Origin of the sequence: Kitasatospora sp. NPDC001309, assembly GCF_042896295.1 — a bacterium.
Classification (GTDB): Bacteria; Actinomycetota; Actinomycetes; order Streptomycetales; family Streptomycetaceae; genus Kitasatospora.
This window is the reverse complement of record NZ_JBIAXC010000001.1, coordinates 246212-259936: the sequence shown is the minus strand read 5'-3', so window position 1 is coordinate 259936 and position 13725 is coordinate 246212. Positions and strand designations below refer to the sequence as shown.

Sequence of the window (13725 nt, the reverse complement as noted above, 5' to 3'; positions counted from 1 at the left end):
CTCAAATCGTGTCCTTGGGCTCTGCATGTCCGGCCCGATCATCTGGAACGATGATCCGGGCACCGTTGTCTGTACGGTTGTCCCTGACGGTCGCCCGTGGCGGTGGTGTACGGGCGGGGCCGCTGGTTGTTCCGTCACACGGACCAGTCAGACTGTGTGCACAGAGTGCGCGAGCGCTCCGGTTGTGTACAGGGGTGTGGAGAGGACTGCTGTGTGCCGCTGGTGGGTACGGCCCGCGAGTAGGCACGGCGGCGAATGACGGTAAGGAGCACGGCCGGCGGGACGCCGGACGTGCGGGGGTCTGTCGATTCCGGCGAGTTCCGGTGAGGATGGTCCGAGTGTCCGAGGCGCAGGACGGGTTCGACGAGGCAGCGGGTGGCCCCCGCAGGCCCGCCGAGACCGCACGCGGGGGTACGGGAGCGGGTACGGGTCGTGGTCGTCGCGGCGGCGAGAGGCGGGGTGAGGGACACGTGGGGGTGACGTACAAGTACTTCGGCGCACCGGACCGCGCCACCGCCGCCAGAGTCCCCACCGCCCTCGGCCCGGGCGGGCTGGGCCTGGACGCCGGCGAACTCGGCGCGCTGGGGCGGCTCGGCGACCTGATGGAGACCAGCGGCTCCCCCACCGGCCACCTCTCCACCAAGATCAAGCCGGAGACCATGAGCGCCATGGTCCTCACCGGCATCCAGGGCGTCCCGCTGCACCAGGTGCCGCCGCTGGAACTCGTCGTGCTGCACCCCGACTACGCGGTCGTCCAACTCCCGCACAACGTGGTCGAGCCGCTGCGCAAGGCGGACGAGACCGAACTCGGCGCGGCCGCCTTCATCTGGTCCACCGTCCCGGACCGCCGCGGACCGCGCGACGCCTTCGTGATCTACAGCATGCTGCACGAGTGGCAGGACTTCGCCAACCGGCTGCACGACGCCGGGCACCAGCTGTACTGCCTGGTCTGGCCCTGAGCGCACCGCGCCCGGCTCGCTGAACGCCGCTCGGGGCAAGGGTGGTTGACGGTCCGTCGATTTCCCCTGACCCGGGATCGGCTCCCCGGGCGGGTCAGCCGCGGGAGCGGCGGGCCCGTCGGACGGTGCGTTCGCTCTCGACCGGCTCCGCCAGGTGCCCGTCCACCAGGCGGGACAGGGCCGAGACGAAGACCTCCTGCTCGGGCCGCGGCAGCGCCTCCAGCACCTCCCGGTGGACCCGGTCGGCGATCGCGGTGCCCTGCTCGACGGCGCGTTCGCCCGCCTCGGTGACCGAGATGATCCGCGCCCGGCGGTCGGTGGCGGACGGGCGGCGCTCGGCCAGGCCCGCCTTCTCCAGCTCGTCGACGGTGACCACCATGGTGGTCTTGTCGAGGTCCGCCAGCTCGGCCAGCTGGATCTGGGTGCGCTCGGTCTCCTGCGCGTGGAACAGCACGCCGTACGCGCGCGGGGTGATCCCGAGCTCGGTGAAGGCGGCCGCCATCCGAGTCGCCAGCACGTGGCTCGCGTGGTCCAGCAGGCCGGAGATGTCGCGGATCTGGCGCACGGGCGGGGTCGTCGTCATACGTCCGAGATTAGCAACGGCCCGTCTGCTGCCGGATGATCCCGTAGCCAACCAACATCGGGGTTACGGGATACCCAACTCGAACAGCGCATAGCCCGCGTACCAGCCCGCCGCGATCACCGGCATCGCGAACAGCCCGACCAGCGAGGAGGTCCGCACCTTGCGCAGCGCCACCGCCAGGCCGATGCACAGCGGGAAGGCCGGCAGCAGGTAGCGGGAGATGTTGCCGAAGATCTGGTTGCTGCTCAGCGCCGTGAAGACGGTCAGCGCGGTGAAGACCCACAGCACCAGCGGCGGACGGGCCCGCGCCAGCAGCACCAGCAGGCCGGGCAGGGCGATCAGCAGGGCGATCGCGATCAGGTCCGGCACCGGATTGGACTGCCAGAAGTCCCAGTGGCCGGTGATCACGTCCATCACCGTGCGCACGGTGGAGGCGCCGAAGTCGAAGTAGCGGTTCCAGGCGCCGCGCTGGAGCTTGAAGTAGCCGCCCCAGTCGCCCATCCGCCAGCCCACCCAGGCGACGTAGCCGAACAGGCCCCACGGGGTGATCAGCATCGCGGTCAGCGGGCGGGCCACCCCGTCGGTGCGGCGCACCAGGGCGACCAGCGCGGCGATCGACACCGCCGCGATCAGCGCGGCCGCCGTCGGCCGGTTCAGGCCCGCGACCAGGGCCAGCAGCCCGGCCGCGAGCCAGCGGCGGGTCATCACGCAGTAGCAGGCCCAGGTGGACAGCGCGACGAACAGCGAGTCCGAGTAGACTGCCCACTCCACGCCCGAGCCCGGGAACAGGCCCCAGACCACCGCGGCGATCACACCGGCCCGGAACCCCGCGAGCCGCTCCGCGATCGCGAAGATCCCGGCCGCGGCGACCAGCGAGGCGAGCACCGAGACCGCTATCCCGGAGCCGTACGGGCCGAGGCCGGTGACCGCGCCGACCAGCCGCATCAGCCACGGGTAGAGCGGGAAGAAGGCGGAGGAGTTCTCGTAGTAGGTGGCCAGCGGGAACCCGTGCAGCTCGATCAGCTGCGGGTCGTAGCCGTTCTCGGCGATCCGCTGGTACCAGACGCCGTCCCAGGTGCCCAGCACGTCCCAGGAGTGGGCGCCGCCGCCCCGGCCGGGCTGCTTCTTCAAGTAGTCGCCGGTGTGCTCCAGCAGCATCAGGAACACGGTCAGGCCGATCGCCTTGACCACCGCATACGCGCCCAGCGCGGGCGCGAAGCGGTCCACCAGCGCCATGAACCGGCCGGGCGTACGGTCCGCCCGCTCCTCGACCGGCTCCCCCGGCCCGGCCACCGGAGCGGCGCTGGACGGTTCGGTGCTGGACGACTCGGTGCTCGATGCCGTGCTCATCTGCTCTGGGTACTCCCCGCCCCGCTCATGGTGCGCGCGGCTCCGGCGCAACGACGTTCCGGAGAGCCTACGGCACACCCCCGCACCCCACCCCGCCCCCGCCCGCCCCGGAAAACCCGTGGCGCCCGGCCGCCGCCGCCCCCGACGATGCCCGCATGCCGCTCCAGCCGCCGAAGCACCAGATCCGGGCGCTCCACACCGCTGACACCCTCACCGTCTACCAGGCCTTCCCGCCGGCGATCGCCGAACCGGCGGCGGCCGAGGGGCGGTTCCCGGAGGCGTTCCAGCGGGACCGGATGACCTGGATCAAGCCCTCGTTCCTCTGGATGATGCACCGCAGCGACTGGGGCCGGAGCCCCGGCCAGGAGCGGGTGCTGGCCCTGGAGATCAGCCGCGAGGGCTTCGACTGGGCGCTGGAGCGGGCCGTGCTGAGCGGCTACACCGGGCGGGTGCACGCCTCGCAGGCGGCCTGGAAGCGGGAGCTGCGGCAGAGCCCGGTGCGGGTGCAGTGGGATCCGGAGCGCGGGCCGGACCTGCGGGCGCTGGAGTGGCGGACGATCCAGGTCGGGCTGCGCGGCGAGGCGGTGCGGCGCTACGCGGACGAGTGGATCCGGGGCATCACGGACGTCACGGCGCTGGCGGACCGGGTGCGGCGGGAGCGGGATGCCGCGCTGTTGCCGGTGGAGACGGCCTACCCGCTGGGTGCGGCCGCCGCCGCCCGGGTGGGGGCGGCGGCGGGCTGAGGTCGGCTGGGGTCAGCTGTGGAGGTAGACGATGCCGAGTTTGGTGAGCTGCCAGAGCTGGGTGGGGGCGCCGGTGTCGGTGGCGAGTTCGACGTAGGGGTTGCCCTTGGCGTCGAGGGTGGCGCCGGCCGCCAGGACCTTGGTCGGGTCCGCCGAGTCGGCGATCCGGTAGTTGCCGTTGCCGGCCGGTGTGAACACCCAGTGCTGGTTGGCGCCGCCGTTGCAGCCCCACTGCTGGATCCGGGTGCCGGGCGCGGTGGAGGCCGCGTTGGCGTCCAGGCACATGCCGCGGTTGCCGCTGAAGTCCAGCTCGTAGCTGCCGCCGGCCTTCGCCTCCAGGACGAAGGACTGGTTCAGTCCGCCGGTCGCCGGGTAGCTGATGGCGGCCCGGCCGTTGGTGGAGTCGCCGTAGCTGCCGCCGCCGGTGAGGTCGAGGGCGTTGCCGGTGGCCGCGTTGGTGAGCTGGTACCAGGAGCCGTCCTCGGGGGTGTCACCGAAGGGCTTGCCGGGGGTGAGCGGCTGGATCGAGGTGGTGTTCTGCTGGTTGAGGGTGCAGTACGCCTCCGTCTGGTCCGGCTTGGCGAAGAACTGGCCGAGGCAGACGCCCTCGCCGCGGTAGCCGGCCACCCGCAGGTGGTACGACTGGCGGACCATGTTCATGCACAGCCCGGGGATGCCGATCTGCGAGTCGCAGCCGTTGCGGGCCCACTCGGAGAGGTTGATGACGTCCCCGTTGCTGTACTCGTACGGCGAACTCGTCCACTCCGCGCAGACCTCGTGCCCGAAGGCGACCCGCCGCTGGTCCAAGTACCGGACGCCGGGCACCTGTTCGGCCGCGCCGCGGAGCGCGTCGCTGAGCGTGGGGACCACCAGGTTGTGGCCCCAGGCGAGGTCCTCGGGGAAGGCCGGGCAGCCGTCGGCGATCTTGCCGAGGTAGTCGTTGCGCCGGATGTCCGGGGTGATCGGGTCGAAGTACGACTGGTAGACCAGCTGGTACGAGGAGTCGGCGTAGCCGGCCCGGCGCATGGTCTGCCGGATGTTCTGCAGCGCGGCGACCACCTTGGGCTGGACCGCCTTGGCCCGCCGGCGGATCTCGTCGCTGCCGATGGTGTCCCGGCAGCCCTGGTCCTTGGGGATCGGGAAGTACTGCGCGAGGCAGTGCATCATGATGCCGCTGAAGTCGAAGTCGTCGTTGGCGCCGATGGTGACGACGACCATCTTGACGTCGTACTCGGCCGCCGTGTCGGCGAGTTTGACGTCCTGTTTGGGCTCGCCGAAGTCGCCGCTGCCACCGCCGGTGATCTTGGCCAGTTCGGGGTCGCTGACCAGGTCGCCGGTCTGGGCGCCGGAGCAGGCCAGGTCGATCGGGGTGACCCCGGGGATGTCGGTGGTGAAGATCTCCGACTTGGGGTGCCGGTGGCAGTAGTTGGTGGAGGTGTCGGTCTCCGGGAAGTAGCCGTCGTTGGTGTCGGTGCCGGCGCCCTCCCCGGAGATGGCGCTGTCGCCGAGGGCGACGATCGCGGCCGGGCGGGTGGGCGCCGGGGCGGGAGCCGGGGCGCTGTCGGCGAACGCGGCGGGGGCGCCGGCCAGACCGAGGGTGGCGACGAGGACGCCGGTGGCGAGCAGTGCGGCGGACCGGGACGAGCCCGTTCGCGCCCGCCGCGCAGCGGGGGTGCGGAACCTGATCACACGCGACTCCTTGCGGGGGTGGGGGCCGCCCGGCCCGTGCTGCCGGGCGGTGCGGGGCAAGAGAGGTGCCGAAAAGGTGAGCAGGTCTCACATTCTAGGTACTGACAAGTAGTGCAACAAGGCTCGTGACAGCACCGGGAAACCGCCCCCGGAACGGCGGCGGCACGGGAGGGCACGAGCGGACCCGGAAGGACCCGGGAGAGCACGAAAAAGAGCCGCCGTTCCGCGCCCCAGGAGGGAAGCACGGAACGGCGGCTCTCACCGGCCGAACCGGGGGTGGGTTCAGCCCACGTTGGCGCAGTGGTTGCCGAACGCCGGGTTCAGCAGACCCACGATGTCGACGCTGTTGCCGCACAGGTTGACGGGAACGTGCACCGGGATCTGGATCTGGTTGCCCGAGATGACGCCGGGGGAACCCGCAGCGACACCCTCGGCGCCGGAGCTGGCCATGGCGGTGCCGGCGCCGGCGGCCACGATGCCCACCACGGCCGCGCCGACGGCGGCGGTCTTCTTGATGCTCATGCGAGCCTCCTGACTGTTCATACAGAGATGCACGGGGAGTGCGACATCTAGAACGACACCCGTCCGGAGCGGTTGCGACGGTGCCCGCACTGTCACCCGTCTGGAGCAATCCGGCCGCCGACCGGCATTCGGGTGATCACCGGTCCGGACCGTTTCCCCTCGCGTGCTGCCTCGTTCTCCCTCACGAAGACGATCCACCAGGCCCTGCTCACACGAATCGAGTACCGCCCATGCGCAGCTCGCCCACGGCCACGTCGGCACCGCGGCCCACGGCGGGCCGGTCGACGTGGCGGGCCCCCCAGAACCCGGCGTTCGGCGACACCGCCTGAACGCCTGACCGGGAATTCCCGGTCGCACCTCTGTCCGGACCGTTCCCGGCCGTGCGGGAAATGTTCGCGAGGTACCGGAAGAACGCGGCGGCTGCGTCGACGCCCGAGCCACGGGCGCAACACGCCGGTGTGCGCCGCCGGAGTGACAAACACGGCAATCCCTGAACCGTTCGGGTGAGTATTCGTACTCGCCCGTTTCCCGACATTCCCCTTGCGTCGGGCAGAAATCGGAGGAACAGACATGCGTAACCTCAAGAAGGCCGCCATCCTGTCGCTGGCCACCACCGGCCTGGTGCTCGGTGCCGCGGGCGGCGCGTTCGCCAGCTCGGGCGCCCAGGGTGTGGCCGCCGGCTCCCCCGGCGTGCTCTCCGGCAACCAGATCCAGGTGCCGATCCACATCCCGCTGAACGTCTGCGGCAACACCGTCAACGTGATCGGCCTGCTGAACCCGGCGTTCGGCAACTCCTGCGCCAACGTCGGCTGAACCCGCGGTCGCCGACCCGGCGACAGCTGATTCACCGAGCCCGTGCCGCGCCCCGCAGCGCCGGGGCGCGGCGCGCTCCACCCGTGTGTGATCGAGGAGATCAACCCCCATGCAGAACGTGAAGAAGGTCGCCGTCCTCTCCGCCGCCGCTGCCGGCCTGGTGATGGGCGCGGCGGGCTCCGCCGCCGCCAGCTCGGGCGCCGAGGGCGTGGCCGCCGGCTCCCCGGGTGTCGCCTCCGGCAACCAGATCCAGGTCCCGGTGCACATCCCGATCAACCTGTGCGGCAACTCCATCGACGTGATCGGCCTGCTGAACCCGGCCTTCGGCAACAGCTGCGCCAACGTCGAGATGCACCCGCAGCCCGCGGACGACTGCTGATCCCCGATCGGCACGCGTTTCGGCCGTCCTGCCCCCCGACCAGCCGGCCGGGGGGCAGTTCGGTTTCTCCGGACGGGACGTCCGGATGCTCAGGGCCCCTCCCTCGGGTTCCGCCGGGCCGGGCCGCACTCCACCGAAGGGTGAACCGCATGGTTTCGAAGAAGGGCGGGGCCGGGCTGGCCGCCGCCGTGGGCGCCGTGGTGCTGCTCGGCGCGGGTTCGGCGCAGGCCGCTCCCGCCGCCGGGCAGGAGCCCGCCGCGGGCCCGGCCACGCTGGCGAAGACCGACGTCGGGCAGGCGCTGAACGGGACGACGGCCGGCCTCGGCTACGGCGTCGCGCCGATCAAGAGCCTGCGCCTGGACCCGTGGGCCAACTCCTCGGCCGACGTGCTCAACAACGGGGCGACCGTCCGGCCGGACCAGGGCCTGGCCCCGGTGGGCACCGGCACGCTGACCGGACCGCTGAGCGCGGGCGGCGGGGTCAAGGACCTCCCGCTGGTGGGCGGGCTCTCCGGCGTCCTGCCGGGCTGACCGCGGACGCGCCGGAGCCCGGCACCCCTCCTGGTGGCCAGGGGTGCCGGGCTCCGGCGCGTCGGGCGGCAGCCCGGAGCCGGGCTCAGTGCCGGGCGCAGTGCCGGGCTCGGAGCCGGGCTCGGAGCTGGGCTCAGAGCTGGGTGAGGTCGGCCAGGCCGCTCTGCTGGACGAGGCCGGTGACGGTCGAGGTCGCCGTGCCGGTCGCGTCGGTCTGCCCCAGGACGCCGGTGGCGGTGGCGGTGGTGGTGTTGGCCAGGTCGTTCGCCTCGTCGGTGACGGAGAGCCGGCTCTCGTCGCCGCCCAGGCTCGCGGTGGCCCCGGGGACGGTCTGCACGGCGCCGGGCACCAGGTGCGGGTCCACCTCGTCCACCCGGAGCCGGCCGTCGGCCAGCTGGCCGGTGCCGTCGTGCACCAGGGAGAGCGGCTTGCCCACGTCCAGGCCGGGGGTCTTGGCCTGGAGCGGCGCGGCCGGGGCCTCCAGCAGCACCTCACCGAGGTCGGCACCCTGGTCGACCAGCGGCAGCGGCAGCTGGGCCTTGGCGCTCGGGCCGACCTTGCCGGTGGCCAGCTGGGGCACCAGGTGGTCCGGGAGCAGCCCGTTGTCGGTGGTCCGGCCGGCCACCGGCGGCATGAGCAGGGAGGTGGGGATGCCGGCCGTGACGTGGCTGCCGAGCGGGGTGAGCGGTACGTCCGCCGGGACCTGCTGGGTGGCCAGCTTGTCCTCCAGGGCTCCGACCTGGTCGGGGCTGACCGGGGCGGCGGAGGCCGCTCCCTGGGAGGCGAGCACGCCCGCACCGACCGCCAACAGCATCGCGCCGGCCCGCTTGGAGAACTTCATGCTTTTCACCGTTCCTTCGGGGAGGGCTGCGGGGCCGCAGCCGGAAAGCAATCTGCGCAACGAGTGACCAGGAGTTCGGATTGCGGGCGTTAACCGATTCGGCGTAATAATCCGACCGGAAACCACCCTCGGACGCGCCTCCCGGACTCTTTTCAAAAATCCCCGTAACCTTCCGTGCCGTCATTCTTTGATCTGGACGTCAGTGACTGCAGACCGGGTCTGAGCGTCCGACGCGTTGCTACGCACGGAAACCGAAAGCATTTCAGAGAGGGATCTCCCCATGATCCAGAAGTCCTTCGCCGCCGCCGGCCTGGCCGTCGCCGCGCTCGCCGGCGCCGCCGCTCCCGCTTCGGCCATCGGTGACGCGGACGGCTCGGCCGCCTCCATCGAGGGCAACGGCGGCACCAACTTCACCGGGACGGTCGGGAACAACAGCCCGAACTTCCACTTCCTGGACAACGCGAACGTCTGCCTCCCCGAGATCCACAACATCGCCGTCGGCGTTCTCGGTGTGGCCGTCCCGGTCGAGGTCCCGATCGCCAACAGCGGTGGCAAGCAGTACTGCACCCAGGGCCAGGGCACCCAGAGCCACGGCGACGCGGGCGTGTCCCACCTGGTCGGCTGACGTTCCCCCAGCCCACCTCCGCACCACCCCCTGAACCACCCTCGAATCGCTCCCCGATTCACCCTTGAGAGGAAAACCGGAAATGATCAAGAAGTCCCTCGCCGCCGCCGGCCTGGCCGCCGCCGCCATCGCGATGTCCGCCGGCTCGGCTTCCGCCATCGTCGACTCGGACGGCGCCGCCACCTCCGTCCAGGGCAACGGCGGCACCAACCAGACCGGCACCCACGGCAACGGCAGCCCGAACTTCCACACCCTGGACAACGCGAACATCTGCCTGCCGGAGGTCCACAACATCGCCGTCGCCGTCGTCGGCGTCGCGGTTCCGGTCGAGGTGCCCGTCCTGAACAGCACCCCGAAGCAGATCTGCAACGTCGGCCAGAACACCCAGTCCTCGGGCGACGCGGGTGTCTCGCACCTGATCGGCTGATCAAGGGGCACGGCACGGACGGAGGGCCCGGGGAGGAGAAGCTCCCCGGGCCCTCCGGGCTTGGCAGACAAGAGTCACAGCACCAGTCAGAGGACGGGCGCCGCGGGGCGCCCCCACAGAGAGGGCAGATCCATGAAGAGCACGCTGGCCAAGGCCGCCCTGACCGCCACCGCCGCGCTCGCGCTCGCCGGTGCCGCCACCCCGGCGTTCGCCCACGTCGGCCTGGTGGGCGGCGGCGGCATCGTCGCCTCCGGTGACCACCCGTTCGTGGCCGGTGGGGGCTTCGGCGTCGGCCACACCACCGACGTCGTCGCCGGCGGCTTCGCCGAGGGTGCCGCCACCTCGACCGACCTGATCGGCGGCGGTGGGGGCTTCGCGCACATCAAGGGCTGGAAGTAGCAACGAGGAAGGCCGGGCCGCTCCCCGCGGGGGAGCGGCCCGGCCTTCTGCTGTAGCGGTGCTACTGCTGCTTGAGCAACGCGGCGGCCTCGACCGCCCAGTAGGTGAGGATCTGCTCGGCGCCGGCCCGGCGGATCGAGGTGAGCGTCTCCAGGATGGTGCGCTCCCGCTCGATCCATCCGTTGGCGGCGGCGGCCTCCACCATCGAGTACTCGCCGGAGATCTGGTACGCGGCCACCGGCACCGGCGAGGCGTCGGCGACCTGCCGCAGGACGTCCAGGTACAGCATCGCGGGCTTGACCATCACCAGGTCCGCACCCTCGGCGAGGTCCAACTCCAGCTCGCGCAGCGCCTCGCGGGCGTTCGCCGGGTCCTGCTGGTAGCTCTTGCGGTCGCCCTTGAGCGATGAGTTGACGGCCTCGCGGAACGGCCCGTACAGCGCGGAGGCGTACTTGGCGGTGTAGGCGAGGACGCTGACGTCCTGGTACCCGGCCGCGTCCAACGCCCGCCGGACGACGCCGATCTGACCGTCCATCATCCCCGACGGGCCGACCATGTGGACGCCGGCCTCGGCCTGGACCACGGCCATCTCGGCGTAGCGCGCCAGGGTCGCGTCGTTGTCCACGCTGCCGTCCTCGGCCAGCACGCCGCAGTGGCCGTGGTCGGTGAACTCGTCCAGGCAGAGGTCGGACATGACCACCAGCCGGTCGCCGACCTCGGCGACCACGTCGCTGATGGCCCGCTGGAGGATCCCGTCCGGATTGGTGCCCTCGGAGCCGACGGCGTCCTTCACCTCGGGCAGGCCGAACAGCATGATGCCGCCGACTCCCGCCTCGGCGGCCTCCACCGCGGCCTTGCGCAGGCTGTCCCGGGTGTGCTGGACCACGCCGGGCATCGCGGCGATCGGCTTGGGCTCGCTGATGCCCTCGCTGACGAAGGCGGGCAGGATCAGCTCCGCCGGGTGCAGCCGGGTCTCGGCGACCAGTCGGCGCATCGCCGGGCTCTGCCGCAGTCGACGGGGGCGAACGTACGGGAATTCAGCGGACACGGCTTCTCTCTCCGAACGGTTGTGCAGTGCTGGGGGCGACGAACCGCCGCCCCCAGCACCATAGTTGAGGGATCTCAGCGGGCCTTGCGGCGGGATCCCGGACGGCGCTCGCTGGGCCGGTAGACCGGCTCGCCCGCGGCCGTCGCGGTGTCCCGGCGCTTGGCGCCGAAGTCTGCCAGCGCCTGGGCCAGCGCGGCCGCCGACGGCGCCGGGGCCATCACGTCGACCCGCAGGCCGTGCTCCTCGGCGGTCTTCGCGGTGGCCGGGCCGATGCAGGCGATGACCGTGACGTTGTGCGGCTTGCCGGCGATGCCGACCAGGTTCCGGACGGTCGAGGACGAGGTGAACAGCACCGCGTCGAAACCGCCGCCCTTGATCGCCTCGCGGGTCTCGGCCGGCGGCGGCGAGGCGCGCACCGTCCGGTACGCCGTCACGTCGTCGACCTCCCAGCCGAGCTCGACCAGGCCGGCCACCAGGGTCTCGGTGGCGATGTCGGCGCGCGGCAGCAGCACCCGGTCGATCGGGTCGAAGACCGGGTCGTACGGCGGCCAGTCCTCCAGCAGCCCGGCCGCGGACTGCTCCCCGGAGGGCACCAGGTCCGGCTTCACGCCGAAGTCCACCAGGGCCTGGGCGGTGGTCTCGCCGACCGCCGCGACCTTGATCCCGGCGAACGCGCGGGCGTCCAGGCCGTACTCCTCGAACTTCTCCCGGACGGCGCGGACGGCGTTCACCGAGGTGAAGGCGATCCACTCGTAGCGTCCGGTGACCAGGCCCTTGATGGCCCGCTCCATCTGCTGCGGGGTGCGCGGCGGCTCGACCGCGATGGTCGGCACCTCCTGCGGCACCGCGCCGTACGAGCGCAGCTGCTCGGACAGGCCGTGGGCCTGCTCCTTGGTGCGCGGCACCAGGACGTTCCAGCCGAACAGCGGCTTGGTCTCGAACCACGAGTGCGAGGCCCGGTGGGCGACCTGCTCACCCACCACGGCTATCACCGAGGTCGCCGGGTCCACCGGGGCGGAGACCGGCGAGGGCAGCACCCGGGCGATCTTGAGGTCGGCCGCGATGGTGGCCAGCGTGGAGGTGAAGGTCCGCTGGCGGGTGGTGGTGCCGGACAGCGTGGCGCTCAGCGCCGAGTCCGGCTTGCGGCCGTTGGAGACCAGCGCGCCCGCGGTGGCCGGCAGCTGGCCCAGGGTGGTGCGGACCACCAGGGTGGTCTCCGGCGCGCCCAGGTCGACCGGGGCGCCGGACAGCAGCTGGCCGCCGTCCACGAAGCGGACGTCGGTGCCGGCCGCGCCGCGCAGCGGGACGCCCGCGTACGCCGGGACGCCGACCGACTGGGCGACGCCCGGGATCACCTCGAAGGGGATCCCGTCGCCCGCGCAGCTGAGCATCTCCTCGGCGGCGCAACCGTCCAGGCCCGGGTCGCCGTCGACGGTGCGGACCACGTGCTTGCCGGCCCGGACGGCCTCGGCGACCAGCTTGGCCAGGTCGAAGTCGGCGCCCTCGGCGGCCGGGGCGTGCACCTGCACGCCGGCCGGACAGTGGGTGCGCACGGCGGCCGCGGTCAGCGGGTCGGCGACCAGGACGTCGGCCGAGGACAGCACCTCGACCGCGCGCAGGGTCAGCAGCCCCGGGTCCCCGGGACCGGCCCCCAGGAAGGTGCACCGTCCGGTGGGCTGGCCGGCCGGGAAGAGGGCGTCGGTGGCGGCGGTGGGGCTCATGCGCCCACCTCGCTGCGCTCGGCGGTCTCTTCGCGAAACGCGCAGCTCTTCATGATTCGCTCGCTTCGCTCGCTCATCGGGCTCGCTCCCCCATCAGGGTGGCCGCGCCCGCGTCGAGCAGCCGGGCGGCCAGGGCGTGGCCGAGGGCCCGCGCCTGCTGCTCGGCGGTCTCGTCGAGGACGATCGGACCGTTGGCGGACATCTTCAGCAGGGCGGTGCCGTCGGGATCGCCGACCACCCCGTCCAGCTGCAGTTCGTTCTCCCGGCCCCAGGTGGCCAGCGCGGCCACCGGGGCCGAGCAGCCGGCCTCCAGGGTGGCCAGCAGGGCGCGCTCGGCGGCCACGGCGACCCGGGTGGGGGCGTGGTCCAGTGCGGCGAGCGCGGCGGTCAGGTCCGTGTCGGCGGCGGCGCACTCGATCGCGAGCGCGCCCTGGCCGGGGGCCGGGATCATCAGCTCGGGGTCGAGGTGCTGGGAGATCTCGGCGCTGCGGCCGAGCCGGTTGAGGCCGGCCGTGGCCAGCACCACGGCGTCCAGCTCGCCGGCGCTCACGTAGCCGATCCGGGTGTCCACGTTGCCGCGGATCGCCACGGTCTCCAGCTGGGCGCCGCGGGCCCGGGCCCAGGCGTTCAGCTGGGCCATCCGGCGCGGCGAGCCGGTGCCGATCCGGGCCGGGCGACCGGCCCCGGCCAGCTTCTCCACCAGCTCGTCCAGGGCCAGGCCCTCGGCCGCGACCAGGGCGTCCCGGACGTCCTCGCGGGCGGGGACGGCGGCCAGCGCCAGGCCCTCGGGCGCGGCGGTGGGCAGGTCCTTGAGCGAGTGCACGGCGAAGTCGATCCGGCCCTCCAGCAGGGCGTCCCGCAGGGCGGAGACAAACACGCCGGTGCCGCCGATCTGGGCGAGCGCCTCGCGCGAGGTGTCGCCGTAGGTGGTGATCTCGACCAGCTCGACGGGGCGGCCGGTGAGCCTGATCACCTCGCGGGCGACCATGCCCGACTGGGCCATGGCGAGCGCGCTGCGCCGGGTGCCGAGCCGCAGGGCGGCGGCCGGAGCCTGCTCGGTGAGCGGTTGACCATTCATGAGGTGATCGTCCCGGTG

At 72.5% G+C, this 13725-nt stretch carries 16 protein-coding genes; 8 read left to right on the top strand and 8 right to left on the bottom strand.

What is annotated here, in order from left to right; all coding sequences use genetic code 11:
- Positions 1 to 476 precede the first annotated feature (476 nt).
- A complete protein-coding gene (locus tag ACFY2K_RS01235) occupies positions 477 to 959 on the top strand; it encodes a hypothetical protein (RefSeq protein WP_350507657.1) in 483 nt (160 codons plus the stop codon).
- Between the two features lie 94 nt (positions 960 to 1053).
- Here ACFY2K_RS01235 and ACFY2K_RS01230 read toward each other — a convergent pair whose 3' ends face one another.
- Together ACFY2K_RS01230 and ACFY2K_RS01225 are read right to left on the bottom strand one after the other, a co-directional pair.
- Positions 1054 to 1542, bottom strand: a complete 489-nt coding sequence (locus tag ACFY2K_RS01230; protein WP_375881795.1) for a MarR family winged helix-turn-helix transcriptional regulator — start codon at positions 1540 to 1542, stop codon at positions 1054 to 1056.
- Between the two features lie 63 nt (positions 1543 to 1605).
- On the bottom strand, positions 1606 to 2892 hold the full coding sequence (locus tag ACFY2K_RS01225) for a hypothetical protein (RefSeq protein ID WP_387709107.1): 1287 nt from the start codon (positions 2890 to 2892) through the stop codon (positions 1606 to 1608).
- A gap of 155 nt (positions 2893 to 3047) precedes the next feature.
- Between ACFY2K_RS01225 and ACFY2K_RS01220 the strand changes: the two genes are divergently transcribed.
- The gene (locus ACFY2K_RS01220) at positions 3048 to 3635 is read left to right on the top strand and encodes a DUF4291 domain-containing protein (protein WP_375881791.1); all 588 of its coding nucleotides are present in this window, start codon (positions 3048 to 3050) and stop codon (positions 3633 to 3635) included.
- Between the two features lie 12 nt (positions 3636 to 3647).
- Here ACFY2K_RS01220 and ACFY2K_RS01215 read toward each other — a convergent pair whose 3' ends face one another.
- Together ACFY2K_RS01215 and ACFY2K_RS01210 are read right to left on the bottom strand one after the other, a co-directional pair.
- Complete coding sequence (locus ACFY2K_RS01215; protein WP_387709105.1) at positions 3648 to 5324, bottom strand: RICIN domain-containing protein; 1677 nt, start codon at positions 5322 to 5324, stop codon at positions 3648 to 3650.
- A 282-nt stretch (positions 5325 to 5606) separates the two neighbouring features.
- Positions 5607 to 5846 (bottom strand): chaplin, encoded by a 240-nt coding sequence (locus ACFY2K_RS01210; RefSeq protein ID WP_380522885.1) that lies wholly within the window; start codon positions 5844 to 5846, stop codon positions 5607 to 5609.
- 570 nt (positions 5847 to 6416) lie between these two features.
- Here ACFY2K_RS01210 and ACFY2K_RS01205 point away from each other — a divergent pair.
- The 3 genes from ACFY2K_RS01205 to ACFY2K_RS01195 all read left to right on the top strand — a co-directional run bounded on the left by ACFY2K_RS01205 (position 6417) and on the right by ACFY2K_RS01195 (position 7568).
- The gene (locus tag ACFY2K_RS01205) at positions 6417 to 6659 is read left to right on the top strand and encodes a chaplin (RefSeq protein ID WP_380399087.1); all 243 of its coding nucleotides are present in this window, start codon (positions 6417 to 6419) and stop codon (positions 6657 to 6659) included.
- Between the two features lie 109 nt (positions 6660 to 6768).
- Positions 6769 to 7038, top strand: coding sequence for a chaplin (locus ACFY2K_RS01200; RefSeq protein ID WP_380522886.1), 270 nt, complete (start codon positions 6769 to 6771; stop codon positions 7036 to 7038).
- A 149-nt stretch (positions 7039 to 7187) separates the two neighbouring features.
- Positions 7188 to 7568: a hypothetical protein gene (locus ACFY2K_RS01195; protein ID WP_375881779.1), complete on the top strand. Its 381-nt coding sequence runs from the start codon at positions 7188 to 7190 to the stop codon at positions 7566 to 7568.
- A 133-nt stretch (positions 7569 to 7701) separates the two neighbouring features.
- Here the strand turns inward: ACFY2K_RS01195 and ACFY2K_RS01190 are convergent, their stop codons facing one another.
- Positions 7702 to 8409, bottom strand: a complete 708-nt coding sequence (locus ACFY2K_RS01190) for a hypothetical protein (RefSeq protein WP_375881776.1) — start codon at positions 8407 to 8409, stop codon at positions 7702 to 7704.
- 280 nt (positions 8410 to 8689) lie between these two features.
- Here ACFY2K_RS01190 and ACFY2K_RS01185 point away from each other — a divergent pair, with 280 nt between their 5' ends.
- From ACFY2K_RS01185 to ACFY2K_RS01175, 3 genes are all read left to right on the top strand, one after another.
- Entirely contained in the window at positions 8690 to 9034 is a 345-nt protein-coding gene (locus ACFY2K_RS01185) for a rodlet layer protein (RefSeq protein WP_375881773.1), read from the top strand.
- 82 nt (positions 9035 to 9116) lie between these two features.
- The gene (locus ACFY2K_RS01180; protein ID WP_188309838.1) at positions 9117 to 9461 is read left to right on the top strand and encodes a rodlet layer protein; all 345 of its coding nucleotides are present in this window, start codon (positions 9117 to 9119) and stop codon (positions 9459 to 9461) included.
- Between the two features lie 132 nt (positions 9462 to 9593).
- Positions 9594 to 9860 carry a hypothetical protein gene (locus ACFY2K_RS01175; RefSeq protein WP_380522889.1) on the top strand — a complete coding sequence of 89 codons (267 nt, stop codon included), beginning with the start codon at positions 9594 to 9596 and terminating at the stop codon, positions 9858 to 9860.
- A gap of 61 nt (positions 9861 to 9921) precedes the next feature.
- Here ACFY2K_RS01175 and hemB read toward each other — a convergent pair whose 3' ends face one another.
- The 3 genes from hemB to hemC form a co-directional block, all read right to left on the bottom strand.
- On the bottom strand, positions 9922 to 10908 hold the full coding sequence (gene hemB, locus ACFY2K_RS01170) for a porphobilinogen synthase (protein ID WP_375881769.1): 987 nt from the start codon (positions 10906 to 10908) through the stop codon (positions 9922 to 9924).
- Between the two features lie 74 nt (positions 10909 to 10982).
- A complete protein-coding gene (locus tag ACFY2K_RS01165; protein WP_380586229.1) occupies positions 10983 to 12629 on the bottom strand; it encodes a uroporphyrinogen-III synthase in 1647 nt (548 codons plus the stop codon).
- A gap of 73 nt (positions 12630 to 12702) precedes the next feature.
- Positions 12703 to 13707, bottom strand: a complete 1005-nt coding sequence (gene hemC, locus ACFY2K_RS01160) for a hydroxymethylbilane synthase (protein ID WP_387709100.1) — start codon at positions 13705 to 13707, stop codon at positions 12703 to 12705.
- Between the last annotated feature and the right edge of the window lie 18 nt (positions 13708 to 13725).